This window comes from Thermostichus sp. OS-CIW-31 (genome assembly GCF_054060305.1).
Window position 1 is genome coordinate 64,795 of the sequence record NZ_JBSSDA010000004.1, and the last position, 21,818, is coordinate 86,612.

At 57.6% G+C, this 21,818-nt stretch carries 21 protein-coding genes; 12 read left to right on the forward strand and 9 right to left on the reverse strand.

All coding sequences use genetic code 11. The features are described 5' to 3' along the window. Positions 1–81: 81 nt before the first annotated feature. Both ACVWY9_RS03745 and hpf read right to left on the reverse strand, forming a co-directional pair. The gene (locus tag ACVWY9_RS03745) at positions 82–822 is read right to left on the reverse strand and encodes an urease accessory protein UreF (protein ID WP_148202769.1); all 741 of its coding nucleotides are present in this window, start codon (positions 820–822) and stop codon (positions 82–84) included. 12 nt (positions 823–834) lie between these two features. After that, positions 835–1,407: a ribosome hibernation-promoting factor, HPF/YfiA family gene (gene hpf, locus ACVWY9_RS03750; RefSeq protein ID WP_011434101.1), complete on the reverse strand. Its 573-nt coding sequence runs from the start codon at positions 1,405–1,407 to the stop codon at positions 835–837. An 879-nt stretch (positions 1,408–2,286) separates the two neighbouring features. On the opposite strand from hpf, the gene ACVWY9_RS03755 reads away from it, so the two are divergent. The 4 genes from ACVWY9_RS03755 (at position 2,287) to ACVWY9_RS03770 (ending at position 5,434) form a co-directional block, all read left to right on the forward strand. Continuing rightward, positions 2,287–3,579: a methionine gamma-lyase family protein gene (locus ACVWY9_RS03755; RefSeq protein ID WP_414341573.1), complete on the forward strand. Its 1,293-nt coding sequence runs from the start codon at positions 2,287–2,289 to the stop codon at positions 3,577–3,579. Between the two features lie 167 nt (positions 3,580–3,746). Further along, positions 3,747–4,553, forward strand: a complete 807-nt coding sequence (locus ACVWY9_RS03760; RefSeq protein ID WP_457387553.1) for a PPC domain-containing protein — start codon at positions 3,747–3,749, stop codon at positions 4,551–4,553. Between the two features lie 293 nt (positions 4,554–4,846). Continuing rightward, positions 4,847–5,089 carry a hypothetical protein gene (locus ACVWY9_RS03765; RefSeq protein WP_011434104.1) on the forward strand — a complete coding sequence of 81 codons (243 nt, stop codon included), beginning with the start codon at positions 4,847–4,849 and terminating at the stop codon, positions 5,087–5,089. A 27-nt stretch (positions 5,090–5,116) separates the two neighbouring features. Continuing rightward, a complete protein-coding gene (locus ACVWY9_RS03770; RefSeq protein WP_011434105.1) occupies positions 5,117–5,434 on the forward strand; it encodes a TMEM14 family protein in 318 nt (105 codons plus the stop codon). On the opposite strand, the gene hypA is transcribed toward ACVWY9_RS03770, so the two are convergent. The 3 genes from hypA to argJ are packed head-to-tail and all read right to left on the reverse strand — an operon-like array spanning position 5,431 to position 8,244. Beyond that, complete coding sequence (hypA, locus tag ACVWY9_RS03775; protein ID WP_011434106.1) at positions 5,431–5,829, reverse strand: hydrogenase maturation nickel metallochaperone HypA; 399 nt, start codon at positions 5,827–5,829, stop codon at positions 5,431–5,433. The genes ACVWY9_RS03770 and hypA overlap by 4 nt on opposite strands. Before the next feature lie 3 nt (positions 5,830–5,832). Then, positions 5,833–7,011, reverse strand: a complete 1,179-nt coding sequence (gene speB, locus ACVWY9_RS03780; RefSeq protein WP_457387554.1) for an agmatinase — start codon at positions 7,009–7,011, stop codon at positions 5,833–5,835. A gap of 15 nt (positions 7,012–7,026) precedes the next feature. Next, positions 7,027–8,244 (reverse strand): bifunctional glutamate N-acetyltransferase/amino-acid acetyltransferase ArgJ, encoded by a 1,218-nt coding sequence (gene argJ, locus ACVWY9_RS03785; protein WP_457387593.1) that lies wholly within the window; start codon positions 8,242–8,244, stop codon positions 7,027–7,029. 196 nt (positions 8,245–8,440) lie between these two features. Between argJ and ACVWY9_RS03790 the strand changes: the two genes are divergently transcribed. Together ACVWY9_RS03790 and ACVWY9_RS03795 are read left to right on the forward strand one after the other, a co-directional pair. Beyond that, positions 8,441–9,262 (forward strand): ABC transporter ATP-binding protein, encoded by an 822-nt coding sequence (locus tag ACVWY9_RS03790; protein ID WP_457387555.1) that lies wholly within the window; start codon positions 8,441–8,443, stop codon positions 9,260–9,262. Positions 9,263–9,528: 266 nt separating this feature from the next. Beyond that, positions 9,529–10,326: an ABC transporter permease gene (locus ACVWY9_RS03795; protein ID WP_457387594.1), complete on the forward strand. Its 798-nt coding sequence runs from the start codon at positions 9,529–9,531 to the stop codon at positions 10,324–10,326. Between the two features lie 258 nt (positions 10,327–10,584). Here ACVWY9_RS03795 and ACVWY9_RS03800 read toward each other — a convergent pair whose 3' ends face one another. Then, positions 10,585–11,598, reverse strand: coding sequence for a phosphate ABC transporter substrate-binding protein (locus ACVWY9_RS03800; RefSeq protein ID WP_457387556.1), 1,014 nt, complete (start codon positions 11,596–11,598; stop codon positions 10,585–10,587). Between the two features lie 104 nt (positions 11,599–11,702). After that, positions 11,703–13,763, reverse strand: a complete 2,061-nt coding sequence (locus tag ACVWY9_RS03805; protein ID WP_457387557.1) for a ribonuclease catalytic domain-containing protein — start codon at positions 13,761–13,763, stop codon at positions 11,703–11,705. Between the two features lie 503 nt (positions 13,764–14,266). Here ACVWY9_RS03805 and ACVWY9_RS03810 point away from each other — a divergent pair. Together ACVWY9_RS03810 and ACVWY9_RS03815 are read left to right on the forward strand one after the other, a co-directional pair. Further along, positions 14,267–14,905 carry a response regulator transcription factor gene (locus tag ACVWY9_RS03810; RefSeq protein WP_457387558.1) on the forward strand — a complete coding sequence of 213 codons (639 nt, stop codon included), beginning with the start codon at positions 14,267–14,269 and terminating at the stop codon, positions 14,903–14,905. A 73-nt stretch (positions 14,906–14,978) separates the two neighbouring features. Continuing rightward, complete coding sequence (locus ACVWY9_RS03815; RefSeq protein ID WP_457387559.1) at positions 14,979–15,149, forward strand: hypothetical protein; 171 nt, start codon at positions 14,979–14,981, stop codon at positions 15,147–15,149. Positions 15,150–15,477: 328 nt separating this feature from the next. Here the strand turns inward: ACVWY9_RS03815 and ACVWY9_RS03820 are convergent, their stop codons facing one another. Continuing rightward, positions 15,478–16,359 carry a LysR family transcriptional regulator gene (locus ACVWY9_RS03820; RefSeq protein WP_457387560.1) on the reverse strand — a complete coding sequence of 294 codons (882 nt, stop codon included), beginning with the start codon at positions 16,357–16,359 and terminating at the stop codon, positions 15,478–15,480. Positions 16,360–16,533: 174 nt separating this feature from the next. Here ACVWY9_RS03820 and ACVWY9_RS03825 point away from each other — a divergent pair, with 174 nt between their 5' ends. The 4 genes from ACVWY9_RS03825 (at position 16,534) to rpaB (ending at position 19,957) form a co-directional block, all read left to right on the forward strand. Beyond that, complete coding sequence (locus ACVWY9_RS03825) at positions 16,534–16,998, forward strand: redox protein (RefSeq protein WP_414343843.1); 465 nt, start codon at positions 16,534–16,536, stop codon at positions 16,996–16,998. A gap of 205 nt (positions 16,999–17,203) precedes the next feature. Continuing rightward, a complete protein-coding gene (gene deoC / locus ACVWY9_RS03830) occupies positions 17,204–17,899 on the forward strand; it encodes a deoxyribose-phosphate aldolase (protein ID WP_414380898.1) in 696 nt (231 codons plus the stop codon). Next, positions 17,896–18,753, forward strand: a complete 858-nt coding sequence (gene recO, locus ACVWY9_RS03835; protein ID WP_457387561.1) for a DNA repair protein RecO — start codon at positions 17,896–17,898, stop codon at positions 18,751–18,753. The genes deoC and recO overlap by 4 nt, the downstream gene beginning before the upstream one ends. A 463-nt stretch (positions 18,754–19,216) precedes the next feature. Beyond that, positions 19,217–19,957 carry a response regulator transcription factor RpaB gene (rpaB, locus tag ACVWY9_RS03840; protein ID WP_011434119.1) on the forward strand — a complete coding sequence of 247 codons (741 nt, stop codon included), beginning with the start codon at positions 19,217–19,219 and terminating at the stop codon, positions 19,955–19,957. On the opposite strand, the gene ACVWY9_RS03845 is transcribed toward rpaB, so the two are convergent. Next, entirely contained in the window at positions 19,930–21,735 is a 1,806-nt protein-coding gene (locus tag ACVWY9_RS03845; RefSeq protein ID WP_457387562.1) for a tetratricopeptide repeat protein, read from the reverse strand. The two genes, rpaB and ACVWY9_RS03845, sit on opposite strands and share 28 nt — an antisense overlap. Positions 21,736–21,818: the final 83 nt, after the last annotated feature.

The following is a 21,818-nucleotide window of genomic DNA, read 5'->3' on the forward strand; positions in this document are numbered from 1 at the left end:
ACAGTGCGGGGCTCCTGCGATTTCTAGCTGAACTCCCCTCTCCCTCTGGGAGAAGGGTTTAGGGGTGAGGGTTGACGGCTTTCAAGATTGAAAAAGGCGGGAATAGAGCTGTTGGTGGACTTGACAATCGCGTTCTTGTAGGAGGGTGAAGCTGCCCAAAGCCGGCCAGCTGGGGGAGAGGTTTGGCCTTTCGGCCCGCTTCACAACCGGCAGGATCTCTTGGTGTACCACTGCCTCGATGGGCTCGTACAACTGAGCCAATAGGCTTTGCCCCTCGGTATGCCCCAAAGGTACCAGACGCACCGCTGCCGAGACCAGCCCAGTGAGGGAGGAGAACAAGAAGGCACGCAGGGTATCTTCCAACCCAATGCCCGCCTGAGCGCAGATCCAGCCAAACACCACGGAATGATGCAGTGGATCCCCCTCTGCCTTGGGGACAGAGATTCCCCAGGTGCGTTCTGCCAGTTGAGCTAGGCGTTTCCCCAAATCTAGGCTGGCTTGGCGCGGCTCTGCCGCCCAACGGGTTGCTTGCAGCTGTTGCTGCAGCTTCTCCACTCCCGACTCGGATCCCAATCGGGATAGACGATGGGCCAAGGCACAGGCTCTGCCCTCGGTGGGGGCTAAGCCCATGTGCAAAACCCCCAACAGGTACTGCTGCACCCCAGCCCGATCGCGAAGTTGACCCGCTTGAACGGCAGCTTCCAAGCCCCAGGAGTGGGAATAAGCCCCAATCGGCAGGGCAGAATCGGTGAGCTGTAGCAACAGATAGAAAGTGCCGCTGGATCCTGGAGAAGTAAGTTGGGAGGAGAGCTCACCACGCATCTTCACCAAGCCTTAGCGGGGGCGGATCAGGCCATAGCCGCCATGGTTGCGGACGTAGATAACGTTGATCTCGCCATTTTCGATATTGCGGAAAACGTAGAAGTCGTGATCCACCAGCTCCAACTGGTGCAACGCTTCCTGAACCGTCATGGGTGGCATGGCGAAGTATTTGGTGCGCACCACCTCTGCGGGTAACTCCGCTTGCCGTTCCGTATTTAGCGGATCGGTGACGGGCTGCTGGGCCACTGCCACGGAGGTTTTGGGGGTGTGGCGGACGCGGTGAATGCCGTTCCGTTCTTTGTATTTGCGCAACTTGCGGGCCAGCTTGTCGGCCACACGGTCGATGCTGGCATAGAGGTTTTCGCTGCTTTCTTCCGCCCGGATCACGGTGCCATTGGCGTAGACGGTCACTTCGGCAGATTGGCTGGCACTGATACGGGGGTTGCGGGCTACCGATAGATTGACATCAACCTCACTGGTGATCTGGGCAAAATGACTGACAGCACGCTCAATTTTTTCTTGAACGTAGCTGCGGATGGCGTCGGTAATCTCGACGTTTTTCCCTTGGATCACAAGCTTAGTCATGAGGACTCTCCCAGTCATGTCGGTTTATACCTGAGATAGCGCCTCATCCCCACCCGGGATCCCTCTAACTCTGGAAAGCGATCCCAGCTCACAGGCGACGTCAGCCCTTTAATTGGCAAAAATGGAGCCCTGTCATCAAGGGTGAGCAGATCGGCTTTGGGAGTGGCACTAACCTCTTGGGTTAAGTCTAGGTTAACATCTCGCTCAAGGATCTCTGCCAGAGGTTAAGAATAAATTTAGGCTCTCTTAATGTTTCAGAGATGTTGAATTCCAGATTTTCCCGAATCGCAGGAGCTCTGTAGAGAAGCGGGATCCCCGCCCTGCAAGACATGCACTTCTATTGGCTGTGTTGAGTGTCTTTGGGAAAGGTTTTTTAGAGTTTAAGTTGCAAGTTCCTCAGTCAAAAGCCAGATCTATCATCAAACCCATAGACAGATCTAGCCTGCTAAAAATCTTCCTGAGCTGGATTTTGAGTTGGTTAAACAATGTCTCTAACTCTGACCTGTTTTTGAGAGACTGAAGGTGGGCCGTATTGCCCATAAGCTCGGCAATCCAGATGCTTCAGCTTTCCTCCAGGGTATGTTGGTATTATCCTACAGCCTAGCAGCATCTTGATTGGATAGCCATTGACAGCAAAAATGAAGGGATATTGATATAAATTAAGCTTTTTATCGATTTTTTATCAATATGAGGCTTTCGACTTGAGAGATGGTGTTGTTGTCGGTATTAGCTTTGACAAGCCTGTTGTTCACTGTTCCATGCTGTAAGGTTTCTATCGGAGAGCTACATAAGTACATAAGAACTTGGAACTCGGTTCTGCCGCTGCAGTCACCTTGAGGAGCGGTGGGGAGAAGGCCAACTCTTTCCGGGGTGGCTGAAATGCTACCCTCGAAACCAGCTTGGTGTGCAAAAGGTGGGGCAGACTGGGTGGGCGGAGGGATCCCGTTGAAGGCGGCAGAGCTTTTAGACAGAGCAGAAGAGGCTCTACAGGAGCAGTTTCAGGCGGTGGAGAAGACCCTCAGAGAGAACCTGGCGCGGGTGCTGCGGGCCTTTCGCGACCAGCGGGTGGGATCCCATCACTTTGCCGGGGTGTCGGGGTATGGCCACGACGACCAGGGGCGGCAGGTTTTGGATCGGGTGTTTGCCCAGATCATGGGCTGTGAGGCAGCGGTGGTGCGGCTGCAGATGGTGTCTGGTACCCATGCCATTGCCTGTGCTTTGTTTGGGGTGCTGCGTCCGGGGGATGAGCTGCTGGCGATTACCGGCCCCCCTTACGACACCCTTGAAGAGGTCATCGGTCTGCGGGGTTCCGGGCGGGGATCCCTACGGGAGTTTGGCATCGGTTACCGCCAGTTGGATTTGCGGGAGGGAACTGTCGATTGGCAGGCCCTGAAAACCGCCCTCAGACCGCAAACCCGCTTGGTTCACATTCAGCGGTCCTGTGGCTACGATTGGCGGCCCAGCTTTTCCATTGCCCAGATTGCCGAGATGATCCAAATGGTCAAAGCGCAAAACCCCGAAGTTGTGGTTTTTGTGGACAATTGCTACGGCGAATTTGTGGAAACCCAGGAGCCAACCCATGTGGGCGCAGATCTGATTGCCGGATCCCTGATCAAAAATCCGGGGGGCACCCTCGTTCCCGCAGGGGGCTATGTGGCCGGGCGGGCAGAGCTGGTGGAGCAAGCCGCTTGTCGGTTAACGGCTCCGGGCATTGGTTCGGAGGGGGGGGCAACTCTAGATCTCAACCGCCTTCTGTTTCAAGGCTTGTTCTTGGCCCCGCAGATGGTGGCCGAAGCGGTGAAGATCGCCCATCTGGCGGCGCAGGTGTTTTCTGATCTGGGCTACCCGGTCTCGCCTCTGCCTCAAACTCCCCGCACCGATATCATCCAGGCCATTCAATTGGGATCCCCGCAAAAGCTGCAGGCTTTCTGCCAAGCGATTCAAAACAGTTCTCCTGTGGATTCCTACCTCACCCCAGTTCCGGAGGTGATGCCCGGTTATGCAGACCCGGTGGTGATGGCAGCAGGCACCTTTATTGCCGGGAGCAGCGCCGAGCTGTCTGCCGATGGGCCGATGCGGGATCCCTACACCGTCTACTTGCAGGGGGGAACCCATCTCTACCATGGGCGGCTGGCCCTAGAAGCCGTCTTGCAAGCTTGGGAAACCCTGTAGGCCAACAGTTTGCTCTCGGCTGAAACAGCAAGGAAGGGGCAAGCCAACAACCTCAAAACTCAGCACGAAGTTGGCAGAAGTTGTCGTCTCTGACCAACTTTTCGCTCAATCAATCAGGGGGTAGGATCAGTCTACAGTTGCCATTCTTTAGAAAGGGATCCCTTCCGATGTTGAGCTGGTATCGTTCTTGCGTGTCTCCTCGCCGTTGGGGATCCCGTTTGACTCTGGCTCTGGTGGCATTGGGGTTGGCCGGCGGCTGTCGGCTGCTGGATCGGGTGGGAGAGAGAGGCTTGCCGGTGGGATCTGCGCTGACCCGTTCTGCTCTGTGGAGAGGCAGCCAAACCGTGACGGGAGCGCTGGAGGTGGGAGATCAAGTCAGCCGCCAGTACGGCAGCTTTTGGGATGGGATCCCCGTCACCGCTGAGCCGGGACAAATTTTGATTGCGGCCCTAGAGAGCGAAGATTTTGATGCTTATCTGGAGCTGGTGGACGGTCAAGGGCGGGTGATTGGCTTTGACGATGACTCTGGCCTGGATGTGAATGCCCTGTTGGCAGTGCGTCTGCCGGAGGGAGGCACCTATACCCTGCGGGCCACCAGCTTTGAGCCCGAATCCACCGGCAACTACCGGCTCACCTATATCCTCACCCAGGTAGATTGGCAGGAAAGCCTATCGGGCCGTCTGCAGGAGGGATCCCTTCAGCATCCCGAGGATGGCAGTTGGATGGACGAATATCCCATTGCCGCCCGCGCCGGCCAGATCCTGATCGCTTCCATGACCAGCTCCGATTTCGATGCCTTTTTGCAGCTGCTGGATCCCAGTGGAGAAGTCAGGGCTTGGGATGATGACCAAGGGGGTGGAACCGATGCTCTGATGATTGCCTTTCTGCCCCGCACCGGCACTTATACCCTGCGGGCCAACACCCATAAGCCACGAGAAGAAGGAGCCTATAGGTTACAGTACGCCTTGCGCTAGCCCCTGCTCGCCCAGATTCCCTGTCTTACAGCTTGGATAAGGGGGCTTGTGAACCTTCTGATGCTGATGTCGAGATTTTGACAGGAATCATCGTTTTTTAACGCCTAATGTTGATATATGTCAGGAGTTGCCAGTTTACCTTCCTAAGATCCTCACAAAGCCAGAAGGGGCACTGCTTGCTGAGCTTTGTGGGAAAGCATAACATCTTATCCTAAGTTGTGACGGAGCTGAAATATTGTCCTCGGGGATGAGGTCTTTTTTCTAGAATCGAATCGATGGCCTAGACCATTCTTTTGCAGTTCAGCCCCTATCTCCACAAAATGGATGCCATGACTCCTGAAATGGTACGCCAGTTTTGGTCTTTGGTCAGCGAGATTGGCAGGCCAGATTGGCTCACAAAGCGTGACGATGACTTGGTGAACCTGCTTCTGAGCGCCTGTCAGAAAAAACACGCCCTCAGCAGTGTCGATGCCTCAATTCTCAATCGCTACATCAGCATTCGCTTGCCCTTGATTCGCGATATCCTCGTGGATTAAACCTAGAGAGGACAAGGTTTTCCCATCATGCTGGCCGCACAAATCACCTTGCTGGTCTACGGGGCACTGCTTTTGGTGGGCGGAGCAATCGGCTATAGCAAAGGCAAAAGCTCCAAGTCTCTCATCGGGGGGCTGGTTGGGGCCGCCCTCAGCGGAGTCAGCTATGGGCTGCTGGGGGTGGATCCCCGCTGGGGGCTGGGCTTGGGCCTGGGGACGACAGTGCTGGGATCTATCGTATTCGCCCTGCGCTACCGCAAAACCCGAACGTTAATGCCTGCCGGCTTGATGTTCATCCTCAGCTTGGGAGCAGCTGTCCTTCTGGGACTTAGCTTTGGAGCGGCCTAGGCGACTTCTGGTTGCGCCGGTGGGGTGAAGTTTGTTGAACATTCGATGTAGTCAATTTCGATGTAGTCAATTTTCAGCTCTCGGCCCGAGCGAATCTCTTCCATCGGGGATCCACAGTTGGGGCAAGCATAGCGCCGGCCTATTTCTGGCTTGTATTCTTGGCCGCAGGGATGGCAATAGGCAATGAGCGGCGTTTCCCGGATGACCAACTGGGATCCCTGTAGGAAAGTACCCTGGGTTTGTGCGGCATAGGCAAAGGTTAGGCTGGCCGGCTCTACACAGGTAAACTGTCCCACCACCAGGTGCACCCGAGCGATCTGAGGCTGTCCCGGCTGACTTTGCCACCAGTCACGTAGTGTTTGGATCAAGGCGCGGGTCATGTCGGTCTCGTGCATCTCTTACCTCCAGTCGCCGACCATTTCTGGCGTCGCCTCCGGGTGGATGTAGGCGGGCTTCTCTCGGCGCGGCAGTTGCCCAGATACCACCAAATGGGCCAGCGTATCGCAAATAACTCGGGTGGCCATTAGAGCTGTGATATCGCTAATGTCGTAGGGGGGAGAGACTTCCACCACCTCCAGGCCACAGATCGGTGCTTCCCGCACAATGCGCTTGAGCAAGTAGAGCGCTTCCCGCGGCAGCAGCCCACCCGGCTCTGGCCAGCCTGTACCGGGTACAAAGCCGGCATCGATGCAGTCGATATCGAAGCTGATGTACACACAATCGGTGCCGTCTAGGGCTTTTTCGAGGGCGAAATCGGCGGCTGCATCCAAGCCCATTTCGGTGATGTCGGTAACGGTGAGGATGTGGGTGGCCCGCTCCCGGCACACCTTCACCCCTTGCCGTGGCACTTGCCAGCCGCCAATGCCCAGTTGCGCCAGGTTGTGGGCCGGTGCGTTGCGGATGTTGGTGGCATGAAACCAAGGACAGGTGTGCATGCGCTCATCCAAGTCGGTTTCTTGGGTGTCCACATGGCGGTCGAAGTGGATGATGCTCATCTTCTTGTCCCCCAAGTGGCGACAGATCCCCCGCACCGTGGGAAAGCCAATCGAATGATCCCCGCCCAGGATGACGGGAAAGGCGCCAGACCCGAAAATGTGAGCTACCCCTTTGGAGATTTGGTCGAAGGATTTTTCGTTGTTGGCCGGGATCGTAAAAATATCGCCGACATCGCAGAGGGTGATCTGCTCTCGCAGATCGACGCCAAACTCAAAGTTGTAGGGGGTGTACAGAGCGGAAATGCGCCGGATCCCCTGTGGGCCAAAGCGAGTGCCGGGCCGATAGGTGGTGCCGGAATCGTGGGGTACACCCACCACTGCCACATCGTACTCCCCAACTTTGCGCACATCCTCCAGGTAGGGAGCCTTGAGGAAGGTGTTGATGCCGGCATAATGGGGCAATTCGCCACGGGAAAAGGTGGGGATGGAGCGATCGCCGATGCTGGCTGCTGCCTCGAGGCCAAACTCTAAGCCTCGACTCACCTCTTGCTGCCAACCGGATAGGGAAAGCCTCGCTTCCTTGGCCAAAGCCGCTTGGGCTTCGGTAGAAAAGCCGTTATTTGCGTTCGATTCGGTGGTCATGGCTGGGATCCCCCATTAGGTGGTGTATTCGGCGTTGATGCGCACGTAATCGTAGCTGAGATCGCAGCCCCAGGCCACGCCCTGGCCGGATCCCTGATGGAGATCCACGGTAAAGGTCACCGGATCCCCTTTCAAGTACTCAGAGGCTGCCTTGCGATCGAAAGCCAGGGGCATTCCCGCCTGCATGAGCAGAAAATCCCCCAGACGGATATCCAACCGGCGGCTGTCGAAGGGGATCCCGGCTCGGCCGGCGGCGGCTGCCACCCGTCCCCAGTTGGGATCGTTGCCAAAAGCTGCCGCCTTCACCAAGGGAGAGCTGGCGATCACACGGGCCATATGCCGGGCTGCCGCATCATCCACAGCCCCACACACCCGAATTTCCAGCAGCTTGGTAGCTCCTTCCCCATCGCGGGCAATGGCCTTGGCCAGATGAATGCAAACTTGGTTGACCATCTCCGCCAAAGTCTGGGCAGCTTCTGTGCCGGCTTGCAGGGTTGGGATCCCACTTTGGCCGTTGGCCAGAGCCAAGAGCATGTCGTTGGTGCTGGTATCCCCATCCACCGTGATTTGGTTAAAGCTGAGGTCAGCAGCTTGCTTGAGGATCTGCTGCCACAGGCGGGGATCCACAGCCGCGTCACAGGTTAAAAAAGCCAGCATCGTGGCCAAGTTGGGGTGGATCATGCCGGATCCCTTGGCAATGCCCCCGACCCTGACGGTGTACCCGTCGATCTCAGCTTGCAGGGCAACGCTTTTGGTCACCAAGTCGGTGGTGATGATGGCGCGGGCGGCGCTCTCCCCCCCCTCTGGAGAGAGGCTGTCGATAAGGCCAGGCAGGGCTGCTTGGATTTTCGGCATTTCCAGTTGTCGCCCGATGACCCCTGTGGAGGCCGTGAGCACCTGATGGGCCGGGATCCCCAACCGTTCTCCCACCCAGAGGGCCAGTTGGGCGTTGTTGCGCTCTCCTTCTTCTCCGGTACAGGCGTTGGCTTGCCCAGCATTGCAGAGAATGGCCCGCACCGGCTGCTGCTGGGAAAGGATCCCTTGGTTGTAGGTGACACAGGCTGCTTTGACCTGATTGGTGGTGAAAACGCCTGCCCCAACCGCATCGCACTCGGAAACGATCAAAGCCAGATCCGCAGCTCCTGAGGGCTTGAGGCCAGCGGCCACTCCAGCGGCTCGAAATCCTCGCGGGGCTGTAACAGCACCTGCAACCGGTTTAAATGGGGATCCCATGTGTTCCTTGGCCAGAGGGTGGTCGGCAACATCATACCGACTTGCTGCTCCGATTTGGGTCATCGCAAGCTTTCCGTGAGAAACTCTCTGGAAACCGGTTCTGAGGGAAAGAGTTGTAGTTACGCCTACCAAGCAGAGGCGGCAGAGAGGGTTATTTTGAAAGTGTGTGCTTCCTCTGCTCCGGGAATTGCCAGCCATGCCTGCCCCTGTCATCACCCTCAACCATGTCAGCAAGGTCTATTCCAATGGCACGGTGGCTTTGCAGGACATGAATATGACCATCCAAGAAGGGCAGTTCGTTAGCTTGGTGGGGCCATCCGGCTGTGGGAAAAGCACAGTGCTACGGTTGGTGGCAGGTCTGGGGCATCTGACCACAGGCTCTATCGAATGGGGGCAAAATCTTGAGAAGGATGCTCCCCAAGGGGAACCCAAGTTGGCCTTTGTGTTTCAGGAACCGGCCCTTATGCCTTGGGCGACGGTGATGGACAATGTGGGGCTACCCTTAAAGTTGGCAGGTGAGCCCAAGCCAAAAGCCAATCGAGATGTCTTGGAAGCTCTGCAACTGGTGGGCCTGCGGGGGTTTGAGCGCAGTTTTCCCCGCGAGCTATCGGGCGGCATGCGCATGCGGGTTTCCATTGCTCGCGCCCTGGTAACCAAGCCGCAGGTGTTGCTGATGGATGAACCCTTCGGAGCTCTGGATGAAATCACCCGCAGCAAGTTGAACAGCGACCTGTTGGAGCTGTGGCAAGAAAAGCGCTGGACGGTGATCTTTGTTACCCACAACATTTACGAGGCCGTCTACCTGTCCAACCGCGTGGTGGTGATGGCGGCTCGCCCAGGGCGGGTGATAGCCGATATTCCCATCGATGCGCCCTATCCCCGCTCGGAAGACTTTCGCACCTCTTCCCTTTACAACAACTACTGCCGTGAAGTGTCGGCCCGTCTGCACGAGGCCATGCACGGCTCAGCTCAGGATCCCCCCTATTTGCGCCCCCTCTCTGCTGGACGTTTGCGCTGACGGGATCCCTGGCTTAGCGGTGTTCTCTCTGTTGCGTAAGTCCCTTGATGCCCCAACCTCACGATATGTTCGACCTGTTTGTCCAGCTTCTCGAGCCATGGCGCCGTTGGCTGGGATCCCTTGTTGGCTTGGGGGAGGGCTGGCCTCTGCATTGGCCGGATTGGACTCTGCCCAAGCTGACCGGCGCAGTTGGAGAAAAACTCGGATCCCAACCCACGGATGAGGCAGACATACCGAGTGCCGGCTCAGGGGTGCCCGCGAAGGGGTTGAATCTGAGCCGCTGGCTCAATCTGGAAGTGATTGCCCCCCTTATCGTCGGGATCCTCTTCTTGGTGGGCTGGGAAGTGGCGGTGCGGGTAACGGGAGTGCCCCACTACCTCTTGCCGGGGCCGATTTTGGTGGTGCAAACCCTCATCCGCGACTGGGGAACGCTTTTTCCTTCCCTGTTGATCACTGTGCAAATTACGGTGGTGGCCTTTTTGGCTGCCACAGTGTCGGGGCTTTTGGTCGCGATTGTGTTCACCCAGAGCAAGTGGATTGAGCGCAGCTTTTTCCCCTATGCGGTGATTTTACAGACGATGCCCATTGTCTCCATCGCCCCGCTGATCATCATTTGGCTGCGCAACAACACCTTTGCCGCGATGGTGGTGTGCGCCTGGATTGTGGCTTTTTTCCCGATTCTTTCCAACACCACTCTGGGGCTGAACAGCGTCGATCACAACCTGCTCAACCTGTTCCAACTGTACAAGGCCAACCGCTGGCAAACGTTGATCTACTTGCGGCTACCCAGTGCCATGCCCTATTTCATGGGGGGCCTGCGCATCAGCGGTGGCCTCTCTTTGATTGGGGCGGTGGTGGCGGAGTTTGTCGCTGGTACTGGCGGGCAGCGGGCCGGGATCGCCTACCAGATCTTGATCTCCAGCTTCAACCTGCAGGTGCCCCGCATGTTTGCGGCCTTGATCTTGGTCACCGGCTTGGGGATCCTGATCTTCATTTCCTTGAGTGCTCTATCCGACAGGGTGTTGGGCAAGTGGCATGAGAGCGCTGTGCGCCGAGAGAACTGAAAAATTGAACTTTGGTGAAAATTAGGGCCCCCTCTCTAACATCTAGGGTCATTTGGATTCAAACTAGGACGCTGCACCCACCCCTAAAACGTTGAACGCACGTGGCCAAAGGCTTTTCTCAATAGCTCAGGCGCCTTACTCTAACCTGAAACGACTAAGTGCCTTGAATAGGAGCAGGTGGAAGGCGTCTTCTGGAAAAGCCCAGAGATATCGCTGCGCTTGCTGTCGGCGGCTATCTCAGATGCTATTTTTGGGTTGCTATCGGAGGGGGATGAACTCAGTGCGGCCAATGATTTGCTGGCCTTGATCCGAAAGAGCATAGTTGATGAAGTCGGCCACCACAGGGCTGGTTCTTTGAGGTGCCACCAAAAACACAGTCCGCGCCAAGGGGTAGCTGCCCCTCTGGATGGCCTCACGGGTGGGCATCTGGCCGTCGATGGGCACAATCCGCACCGTTTGCTGGTTTTGCACCTGATCGACAGTGCTGTAGGTGATGCCATCTTCTCCCAAAGCCCGCAGCAGCGGGGTGGTGACATCTTCTGTGGCGGTGGTGAAGTAGGGAGGGTTATCGGGAGCAAAGGGCGACCCCAATAACACCAGCTCTTGGAAAACGCTGTAGGTGCCGCTCTGGGGGGCGCGATTGAGGACCCGAATCCGCCGATCCGGGCCGCCCACCTGGCTCCAATTGGTGATCCGACCCTGGAAGATATCGGCCAATTGCTGCAGCGTCAGTCCTCCTTTGTAGGGGTTGTTCACCCCCACCGCCACCGCCAGGGCATCTTTGGCCACCGGGATCGCCTGTAGACCCGCCTGCACTTCGCTGGCATTGAGGGGGCGGGAGCTAGCGGCCATCTGGATGCGACCTTCCATCAGGGCCTTCAGGCCGGCATTGGATCCATTGGGCTTGCCATCTGGGATCCCATAGGTGAGGGGAATGCCGGGGTTGCGCTGGGTGTAGCCTCCCTTCAGGGCCAAGACGATCCGGATCATCGTGACGCTGCCATCCACCTGGAGCACTGCTGGGTTGGGCAGAGAAGTATCCAGATTAACGGCGTTGGCAGGCGGGTTGGGTACCTGGGCCTGAGGGGGGTTGGGCGCTGTTGGGGCTTGGGGCCGGGCAGCTGGAATCTGGCTGGGGATAGGAGGCGTGTTCTCTCTATTCAGGAATGAGTCCAACAGGCCGGAACGATAGGCATACCAGCCGCCGCCTCCCAGTATCGCGAACAAAAGAATGTAAACGATTGGAGGTGGGCCGGAAGGTCGTGCGGTCATGGGATCCCCCCTAAAGAAAATTCACGATCCAGACTTTTGAGACTTCCCCCCTCTGTTGTATCAGCTATCCGCGCAGATTGGGTGAGCGACAGGTCAAGGCATATCTATCCGCCCATGGCAGCCTCTCGTCCCACCTCGCGCAGCTCAATTACGTCCGCACGGGGATCCGCCTGCACAACTTCCAACTCGATCCAAGCCCCCAGAGGAATCTGGCGTTCTAGGCGCACCGGCACCCGAAAGGCAATCTCATCCAGCATGGCCAACACCAAGTTTTCCTGCTCGCGCAGGTAGCCCAAGACCAGAGCCCGCCAAATTTGCCCCGGTCGCAGGCGCAGGTATTCGATGCTCCAATAGCGCTTGGATTTCCGCTCCACCTGGTTGGCCTCAGCGGTGCCCGGCTCAATCCCCAGCAGCAGCTGCTGCACATCCGCCTCCGTCAACGGCAAGGGATCCCCACGCAGGAAAGCCTTGATCTGGTAATGGGCCACCAAATCCAGGTAGCGCCGAATCGGGGAGGTAACCTGACAGTAGGCATCGAGACCCAGCCCCGTATGTCGCCCAGGTTGGGTGGCCACTTCCGCCCGCGATAGACAGCGCATGATGGCAAAAGACCGAACTGGCCCCTGGGGATACCTATCCAGCACTTCGGGTGGGGGTAAGTCGGGAGCCGGCTGCAGACGATAGGGCACCGGGATCCCATTTTGGCTGGCGAAGCGAGCCGCCACCTCGCCGGTGAGCACCATCATTTCCGCCACCATCTGCCGCGCAGGAGTATCCTCGATTACCCGGAGGTGGGGGATCTCGTCGATGACCTTGATATCTTGCTCGGGCAAGCCAATTTGGATTGCCCCTTGAGCCATCCGCCAGGCATAACGCCACTGGGCTGCCCGGGCAATGGCTGTCAGTTGAGCCTCTGCCCCCAACTCCAACATTTCATCGGCATCTTCGTAGGTGAGGCGGTAGGTCACTTTGATCTGGCTGAGGCAAATCTTGGAATCGCGGATCTGGCCGTCGGATCCCAGTAGAATGCCAAAGCTAAGGGCAGGCCGCACCTCTCCCTGCACCAAGCTCATCGGGCCGGTGGACAACTCCGGCGGGAACATCGGGATCACCCGCTCCGGCAAATAGACGCTGGTGCCACGCTTGCGGGCTTCCAAATCAAGGGGATCCCCCCACTGCACCCAACAACTGGGATCGGCAATGTGGATCCAGAGCTTCACCGCGTCATCCGACCAGAACTCGACGCTGAGGGCATCGTCAATGTCGCGGGTGCTGGCATCATCGATGGTGTAGGTGTGGAGGTGGGTGAGATCCTGCCGCAGGTGGGGATCCCAGAAAGAGGGAGGCTGGCTGAGCAGGGCTTGGGTGTATCGCTCCACCGCCTTCGGGAACTGGGTTGGGATCCCGGTGAGGCGCAGGGCCAGGTTCTCGTGGCGGCTCCACAGGCCCAGGGCCACCAAAGCTTCAAAAGCCCCCTGCGGAGTGTCAGGAAACCCCATCAGCTCCAGCAGTTGCGAGGCCCGTTCCCGATCCGACGGGTTGAGATTGTAAGAGAGATCCTCGTGGCTGCGAATGGCTGCCGCCGCTCCCTGCAGGGCCAGGCGCTCCAGCACCTCCAGGCGGGCCCGCTCGGCAGGAGTCCAGGGATACCCTTGACCGGGATGAGCCAGAGCCTCCCGCAGATGGGCCTCAAACTCTGCTTGTTCCTGCTGCCGTTGTTGGGCGACGGCCATTTGATGGAGGATCTCCTTCACCTGAGCCGGAGTGCGGGGTTCGTAGCTTTCCCCCTTTTGCTTGAAGTAGGTGCGATCCTCGCTCAAGAGGCGATAGGCGGCATAGGTGGAGACCGGGGAATCATCAGAAAACAACAGCCGAGCCATCTCCGCCAAGCTCAGGGGCTGACGCTCCTCCTGCACCAGTTCCCAGGCCAACGCCAAACTTTCGGGATCCAACTTTGCTTGCACCGCCTGCCAAAAGCCGGGAATGTCGGAAGCCGTGAAGCTGGATCCCCCGTTCAAAGCAAAGGTAATCTGGCGAGGGTGAACACTATGAACCTGCCCAGAAGGCACCCCCAGCAGTAGGTTCTTCTTGCCCTCGGTGCCCTGAACCACTGCCAACACACGGTCGTTATTGTAACGAAACTCCACCAGTGTGCCCTTTTCCACCCGTTCTCCCCATGTCGGCTGTCGTTAAAGCGCAGGCTTTCTTCCATTCTCCATCAGCTCTGCCCGCCTGCCTACCTGGAAACCCCAGCCAGAAGACGTACGGGCACTTGAATAGATAGCAGATGTTAGATATATCGGTACTTAAGTATATAGGTATGTGATATATAGAGATATACAGACATACGAGATACAAATTTTTGGGTAGATTGCGGTTATGTGTTGGGCACTGCGATGCCAGAGCAGAGGCCAGCTCTGCCAGGTTTGTGGGATAAGGTTACCAACTAGGGCTCCTAAATTCCGTTCGCAAGTGGATACTTCCACTTCTTCCATGTGTGATATCCTAGAGACTAGGGGTAAGGCACAGTTACCATAGGCTGCTCCCCAATTGAGCAAGCAAAAGGGTGGTACTCAAGAGTCGTTTCCCTACAGTGAAGGTCACGGAAACAGGAGATTCCGTATTTCTTCACCTAAAACTTTTTAGCTTAGCGCTCAAAAGGTAAACCGTGGACAACCCAAAGCGACTGTTGCTCATCGATGACGATCCGAACTTAATCCTGCTGGCCAAGGACTACCTAGAGTTTCGCGGTTATGAGGTGGTGGCGGCGAGCAACGGTCTGGAGGGGTTGGAAGCGATGCGCCATTTCACTCCAGACCTGATCATCTGCGATGTGATGATGCCGGAGATGGATGGCTACACCTTTGTGGAAACCATTCGCTCCAACAGTGCTACGGACTGGATCCCCGTGATTTTTCTGTCGGCGCGTGGGCAAACGGCAGACCGGGTGCGCGGCCTGACCACAGGGGCAGATGTTTACATGGTCAAGCCCTTTGAGCCGGAAGAATTGGTGGCGCAGGTGGAATCTTCTCTCAAACATACTGAGCGCCTGTTACAAATGCAGGGCGCGGGCGTTCAACCCGTCATAAAACTGGATCGGGAAATTGAACTTACGCCAACGGAAACCAAGGTGATCCAGTACGTGGCCAGGGGCCTGTCCAACCGCGAGATTGCCGAAGTTCTTGGGGTGAGCCAGCGCACCGTTGAAAGCCACGTCAGCAACATGCTGGGCAAAACTGGCCTGCACAACCGCACAGAACTGGCCCGCTGGGCAATAGAAAGTGGTTTGGGCAAAAAACCGTTGTAATTCCCGCCACCCCTTTCAACGGCTGGAGAACTCTATCTCCTCGGCGCGATTGGAGATAGGGTAGTGATCGCACTTGAAGGGCAAGGTAATTGGGGTGGGCAAGTCTTTTCAAAAATTGGCGGGGGAGGATCTGCTGGCCTTGCCCCAACCTACATTGGCCGCCGATTTTCACTGCGTTACCCAAAAACTGGGTCTAAAGCCCCGTCCTTCCAGGACAGTTTTTGCCCTGTTGTTGTCATTTTAAACAGGAATGAAACATTTCCGTTGCATTGCTTCCTAGCTCCTTTCTCCCTCTGGGACAGGATCTAAAGGTGATTGTGGAAGCGGCGTGGAACGTTTGGGCAGCAGCGGGGGTGTCTCAATCTAGTTTGAAATGACTATAGACCTGCAATGATATAGACCTGCAATGAAATAAACCCATGCTGGTCAGGGAAGCCAAACTCCTCAACGCCGCTCCAGCGCCATACCAAGCCTTGGATGAGGCCCTGCCCAGTTTGTCCGCAACCAATGCTTGCGTCACTGGATGGATGAGCGTGGTGTCAACAAAGCTGCCTTGTACTCCCGATGCAATGTTAACTTGGCAACTGGGATGGGTTTCCCTGCAAGGCTTCCAGGAAGGCAAATACTGCAGGCGGATGCAGCGCAGAGGCCAGAACGGCAGCCCCGATCACCCGCTCCAGTGGGATCGGCAGCCGGCGGATCTGGATCCCTTCGGGAATGGGAATGGCGGCCAAGCGGGGCAAGATGGCAGCCCCCAGACCCTGTGCCACCATGTTCACAATGGTGGAGTCTTCCTTCACCAAGTAGGCCACCTTGAGGGTTTGGTGAGCGGCTTCCCAGTGGTTCCGCACCGCGGTGGTGCATTCGGCGTAGTTGTAGAGAATGTAGGAAAAACGGGAAAGATCCTCCCAGGTCAGGGTTTCCGGCAGGGGCCCAAAACTCAGCGGAACCAACACAATGAACTCATCGCGGGCAATCTCCCACGTCTGTAGATCCTCACCAGCCCGCGGCAGAGGCAATAGGCCAATATCCACCTGGCCCGATCGCAACAGATGTTCAACAGTGGCCGGATCTTCTTCTGTGAGGGTGAGGGTAATCTGGGGAAATTGTTGGCGGAAGCGGGCGATCACCGGCGGCAGCAAATGGGTTGCAGCACTGCGAAAAGCGGCAACTCGCACATTTCCCCCCCGCAACCCTTTTTCCAGGTTGGCCTCATAATCCATTTGTTCCCGCAGTTGCAGCATTTTGCGGACATGGCGCAGCAGTCGCTCTCCCACCGGCGTCAGGCGTGCCCCAAAGCGACCGCGCACCAGTAGAGTCACCCCCAATTCTTCCTCTAGGCTGGCAATGGCCCGGCTCACCGCCGACTGGGAAATGTGCAATTGCAGAGCGGCATCGCTGAAATTCCCCCGCTCCACCACAGCCACCAGGGTTTGCAGTTGTGAGATGTTCATGGATCCCATCTATTCGATCTGCGCATAGATGTGATGCTATCTCAGGTTTGAACCCTCCGCCGCACCTGACTAAACTACGACATAACTTCTCCTTCACACTGCGAAACAGCGGGAAACAGTGTGAAATCATCTTTATCTTCCTGTCGTTGGTCAAGTGTCCCTATGTCGAGATCCATGTTTGCCCTATTGCCTTTCCATCAATTTCGAGATACTCCCGGCGTGCGCTTTTTCGACATCACGGTTGCGCGATCCAACGCCCGCGATTTGGTTTACCACGATGGGCCCGCCATCAGTCCCCCCAATAATCCTCAGGGCTATTGGCAGTTTTATATGCATCCACACCAAGAGGACAACCTACTGGCTCTATGGGGCGGACGGACGTTTTACCTGGTGAATTTTAGCTGGCGGGATCCCTTCCATATTGTGCGCCTGGAAGCGAACCGAGGCATTTTGCGCATTCCTCCCGGCACTTTTCACCGTTCCGTCTCCGATCCAGAGGGATCCATCGTATTGAACCAGGCGGTGCGCGACGAAAAAGCCATCTTGGAAAAAGAATTTCGCATCTACGACAGCAGCCGCATCCCCCGATTGCTGCAGGTGACCTCGGCGCCTGCACCTTTGCCCCGCATTTGTGCCTGAGTACAGTTAACCCATGCCCCCCCGCGAGTCAATCAGGGCTCGCAATCGGGCAGCAGCCTGTGTGAGCTGTGCCGAGGGAATGGACACTGTGGGGTCGAAGGGATGCCCTGGTGGGTTGGCTGTGGCCAGAGGCTCAGCCCTCTTTGGGGATCCCTGCAGGTGAAAACTGAAGCTAGAGTAAAGATGGGTGCTGGGGGATCGACCAATGCTCTCTCTGGAGCGCAAGGGCATAGCGGATAGCTCGCTCAATTTGGCGGAGTACATCGACCATACTCTGCTGTTGCCGATGGTTACTCCAGAACAGATTGACCAGGGGTGTGAGATTGCCTTGCGCTATGGCTTCCCCACTTTTTGTGTTCCTCCCTGCTATGTGCCGCGGGTGGTGGAGCGGCTGCACGGATCCCCGGTCAAGGTGAGCACGGTGGTGGGGTTTCCCCTGGGCACAACCACTGCAGAGGCTAAGCTTTACGAGGCCCAACTGGCGGTGGAGCAGGGGTGCCGGGAGCTGGATGTCCGCATCAACTTGGCTTGGCTCAAGGCGGGAGAGCTGGATCGCCTCCATGCTGAGATTGCCCAACTGGTGGAAGAAACGGGGGTTTGCGTCAAGGCCATTTTGGAAACGGCTCTGCTGACCGAGGAGGAGAAAAAGCTGGCCGGGGAGATTTGTATCGATGCGGGGGCGGCTTTTTTGATGACCTCCACCGGCTGGATGGGGGGGGCGACGCTGGCAGATGTGCAACTGTTGTGGCAACTCAGCCGCGGCAAAGTGGGGGTGAAAGCGTCGGGCGGCATTCGCACAGTGGCTCAAGCAGAGGCCATGATCCAGGCGGGGGCCAGCCGTATTGGCACCTCTTGGGGGCTGGAGCTGATGCAAGAGCTGAAAGCCAGAGGAACCCCATGAGTGGCCGCACCTACCGGGTTACGGGCATCAACCTCAAAGGGATCCCCCTGGGAGAGTCGGATCGGATTGTTACCATCTTGACCCGCGAGCAAGGGTTGATCCGGGCGGTGGCCAAGGGATCCCGTAAGCAGCCTTCCAAGCTGGGCGGGCGGATGGAGCCTTTTGTCATCAACGACTTGCTGATTGTGCGGGGGCGCTGGTCTGCCCAAACAGAGACTTCCCAGCGTTTACAGCGCATCGTCCAAGCGGAAACCCTGCAGACTTTTCCCCGCCTCAGCCGCAGCTTAGCCCATCTCACGGCAGCGCAGTACTTGGCGGAGGTGGCCTTGCTGTTGGCCTTGCCCGATCAAGCTCAGGAAGAGCTGTTTGTGGTGTTGGTCGAACACTTGGAACGCATCGAGCGGGCTGCTTCGGAACAGGCCGTTCTGCCCTTGCTCACCCATGGGTTGTATCACCTCCTGGCGTTGGCAGGGTTTGCCCCTCAGGTACAAGCCTGCTACTTCTGTCAAGGGGGGTTGGTCGGCAGCGTTTTTTTCAGCCCCCAATGGGGTGGCTTGATCTGTGATCCCTGCCGGGTGGCCCAGCGGCCCAGCCCAATTGCCTGGGTCTCCGCTTCTGCCTTACGTGCCTTGGGATCCCTGCCCAGCTCCACACTGCCTCTGCCGGAGGATTCCCTGCCTTTGGCTGCTTGGCTGGAGGCAGAACGTCTGTTGCGGCGCGTTTTGGAGCATCATACAGATCGAGAAATCCGTTCCGCCGAGCTATTGGCCAGTTGCTACGCTGTTCCCACCGCAAACGGCCAGGGATCCCCAGCTTTTCCTGAGGGACATCCCGAAAAATGGGCATCGGTCTGAAAAAGTTGTGAAGGTATGTATCAAGTCCGGCCCAATAGCCGCAAAATAGAGCATCGAGGCGGGTTGGCAGCCGATTTTGGATGATAAATTAGGTTATGGAAAGTAACTTCTTACGAAGGCCTCTCAGGTTTGAGCAATGGTTTGGGGGGAGGAGTGCCTTGCACCAGGTACTGGACAGCATCATCAGGTGGGATTGAAGTTGGAGCTTTTAACAAGATTGAATCGACTGCTGAGAGGGCCTTCTGTTTTGTGCTTGTTTCCCGGAGCTGCATCCCTGGGGTGCGGCTTTGGTTAATTGCAGATGATTGCTTGTGAGTGTTCAATTTCACTCGGTGAGTCTGCCCAACTGAGGAGCAGCCCCTGAGGTTCCTGTATCCGCCCAACTCAAGTTAGCGCCCACCTCAGTTCTTTTTCAGATTTCTCTTTTACCGAGTACCGTTAGAAGTTCAGGAGTTGCAGCACCGTGGAAGCACAGCGTAAGGAACGGATTCTGGTGGTCGATGATGAGGCCAGCATTCGACGCATTTTGGAAACCCGTCTGTCCATGATCGGATACGATGTGGTCACAGCTTCGGACGGCGAGGAGGCGCTGGAGGTTTTCCACAAGCAGGATCCCGACCTGGTGGTGCTGGATGTGATGATGCCGAAGCTGGATGGCTATGGGGTCTGCCAGGAGCTGCGCAAAGAATCGGACATCCCCATCATCATGCTGACGGCGCTGGGAGATGTAGCCGACCGTATCACAGGGCTGGAGCTGGGGGCAGACGACTATGTGGTCAAGCCCTTTTCGCCCAAGGAGCTGGAAGCTCGCATTCGGTCGGTGTTGCGCCGGGTGGCGCGGTCGGCCCACGATGGGATCCCCAGTTCTGGGGTGATTCAAGTGGGGGACATCCGCATCGATACCAACAAGCGGCAGGTCTACAAACGGGACGAGCGCATTCGCCTGACGGGGATGGAGTTTAGTCTGCTGGAGTTGTTGGTCAGTCGGTCGGGGGAGCCTTTTTCCCGCTCCGAGATTTTGCAAGAGGTGTGGGGCTATACCCCGGAGCGCCATGTGGATACGCGGGTGGTGGATGTCCACATCTCGCGGCTGCGGGCCAAGCTGGAAGATGACCCCAGCAACCCAGAGCTGATCCTGACGGCCCGAGGCACCGGCTATCTATTTCAGCGCATCGTTCAGGGGGAGGAACAGGCACGGTCTTGAGAGGGGATCCCTCGCAACTTCTCTTCGAGGGCAACCTGGACTCGCCTCAGCACGCCAACCCAGTCTCCCGGTGTGTTTTGTCGAAACAAGCGCATCACCCCAGGGTACCAGGGGCTATCTTCTCGATGGAGGAGCCAGCGCCAATCGGCGGCAAAGGGCAGCAGCACCCATACCGGCTTGCCCATCGCCCCGGCCAAATGAGCAACGGCTGTATCAACGCTGATCACCAGATCCAACTGGGCAACGGCTGCGGCTGTATCGACAAAACTGCGGAAACGGGATCCCAGCTCCACCACCTGGTACTGCTCCAATAGGGATCCCAGCGGCCTTAGATCTTCCCCCACCTGCAGGCTAACCCACTGGATGGAAGGCACATGCAAGTGCTGGAGCAGCAGATCCAGAGGACAACTTTTCAGCCTTTGCACGCGGTTGAGCTCAGGATGGGCACGCCGGCCGCTGGCCCACACCAGCCCCACCTTCATCCGCTCCTGGGAAAGCTCTGGCCAGGAGAGGCTCAAAGGGATCTGCGGCCCGCCGGCATGAACGGGATAGACAAGATAGGGGATGCGGGCCGGGATCGTCTCCAGGGTGGTACCCAACCGCTGTGGCAAGCTGAGCAAGGGCAGATGGCAATCGAAAGAGGGCAAGGGATCCGTTTCCGAGATCACCTGCACCTGGGGCAGGCACCCTCTGAACAGCTCCACGAGGGATTCCTGGCAGCGAAGGCAGATTTGCGCTTGGGGATGGGCCTCGGCCAGCAGCGGCAGGTAGCGCACAAACTGAAGCGTGTCCCCCAACCCTTGTTCGGCGTAGATCAGCAGGGTCTGGCGGCCCAGAGGGGATCCCGTCCACAGAGGCGAAAGAAAGCGCGGGTAGGTCGCCCCTTGTCGCTGCAGCCGCCATTCGTATTCTCGCCACCCCTCCTCGTAGCGGCCCAGGGTCAGCAAAGCCGTGCCCAGGTTGTAGTGGATCTCCGGCCAGTGGGGGGCCAACTGCAAGCTGCGCCGATAGGCTTCAATGGCCGCTTCCAACCGGTTTTGTTCCTGCAAGATGGTGCCCAGGTTGTTGTGAGGCTGGGCGTCCCTCGGCAACAGCGAGATGGCCCGTTGCAGACAATCGGCGGCCTCCTCCAAGCGATCTTGCAGGTGCAGGCAGTGGCCGAGGTTAACGAGAATTCGCCCCTCCTGGGGTGCAAGGGCGAGAGCTTGGCGAAACCAGCCTTCCGCTTCCTCAGCTTGGCCATCGAGCATCAGGGCATTCCCCAAAGCTGCCAAGGCATAGACCTGGGGAGGCTGGGCTGCTGCTGCCTGTTGCAACACCTCAATTGCCTGGGCCAATTTCCCCAGGGTGAGCCAACAACTGCCCAATCGGAAAAGCAATTGCCCATCACCGGGGGCAAAGGCCAGGCCCTGTTCGTAGGCTCGCGCCGCTTCCTCTGGGTTGCCGAGCTGCATCCAGGCATCGCCCAGATCCTGCCAGGCCGGCACCCAATCCCCCCGCAGGTGCAGAGCCAGTTGCAAGGGGGTCAAAGCTTGGCGGGGATCCCCCATCTGCAGATAAAGGGATCCCAGCAACGCCTGAGCGGCGAACAGATGGGGATGGGCGCGGGTAAGCTGCCGGCAGAGGTGCAGAGCAGCTTTCAGATCCCCCGCCTGTCGGTAGCGTTGAACCCACGTCAGAGCCGCCTGCGAAGAGGATGGGATCTCGGATCCCCGCTCTGGATTCTGTGACTTAGCCGCTTGCCGATTGTCTTTCCCTCGCCCAAAGCCCCGTGGCACGTCTTTGCCTCTTTTTTGCCTCTTTTGAGATCCTTTTCACTTCTTAGCGCCCTCCCCCCAGTGTCCAAATGACAGCGGTGGGA

What these genes read in the sequence shown, in the direction of transcription:
- ACVWY9_RS03745 (WP_148202769.1), bottom strand. Translation starts at nt 822, where the DNA reads ATGCGTGGTGAGCTCTCCTCCCAACTTACTTCTCCAGGATCCAGCGGC.
- hpf (WP_011434101.1), bottom strand. Translation starts at nt 1,407, where the DNA reads ATGACTAAGCTTGTGATCCAAGGGAAAAACGTCGAGATTACCGACGCC.
- ACVWY9_RS03755 (WP_414341573.1), top strand. Translation starts at nt 2,287, where the DNA reads ATGCTACCCTCGAAACCAGCTTGGTGTGCAAAAGGTGGGGCAGACTGG.
- ACVWY9_RS03760 (WP_457387553.1), top strand. Translation starts at nt 3,747, where the DNA reads ATGTTGAGCTGGTATCGTTCTTGCGTGTCTCCTCGCCGTTGGGGATCC.
- ACVWY9_RS03770 (WP_011434105.1), top strand. Translation starts at nt 5,117, where the DNA reads ATGCTGGCCGCACAAATCACCTTGCTGGTCTACGGGGCACTGCTTTTG.
- hypA (WP_011434106.1), bottom strand. Translation starts at nt 5,829, where the DNA reads ATGCACGAGACCGACATGACCCGCGCCTTGATCCAAACACTACGTGAC.
- speB (WP_457387554.1), bottom strand. Translation starts at nt 7,011, where the DNA reads ATGACCACCGAATCGAACGCAAATAACGGCTTTTCTACCGAAGCCCAA.
- argJ (WP_457387593.1), bottom strand. Translation starts at nt 8,244, where the DNA reads ATGGGATCCCCATTTAAACCGGTTGCAGGTGCTGTTACAGCCCCGCGA.
- ACVWY9_RS03790 (WP_457387555.1), top strand. Translation starts at nt 8,441, where the DNA reads ATGCCTGCCCCTGTCATCACCCTCAACCATGTCAGCAAGGTCTATTCC.
- ACVWY9_RS03800 (WP_457387556.1), bottom strand. Translation starts at nt 11,598, where the DNA reads ATGACCGCACGACCTTCCGGCCCACCTCCAATCGTTTACATTCTTTTG.
- ACVWY9_RS03820 (WP_457387560.1), bottom strand. Translation starts at nt 16,359, where the DNA reads ATGAACATCTCACAACTGCAAACCCTGGTGGCTGTGGTGGAGCGGGGG.
- ACVWY9_RS03825 (WP_414343843.1), top strand. Translation starts at nt 16,534, where the DNA reads ATGTTTGCCCTATTGCCTTTCCATCAATTTCGAGATACTCCCGGCGTG.
- deoC (WP_414380898.1), top strand. Translation starts at nt 17,204, where the DNA reads ATGCTCTCTCTGGAGCGCAAGGGCATAGCGGATAGCTCGCTCAATTTG.
- recO (WP_457387561.1), top strand. Translation starts at nt 17,896, where the DNA reads ATGAGTGGCCGCACCTACCGGGTTACGGGCATCAACCTCAAAGGGATC.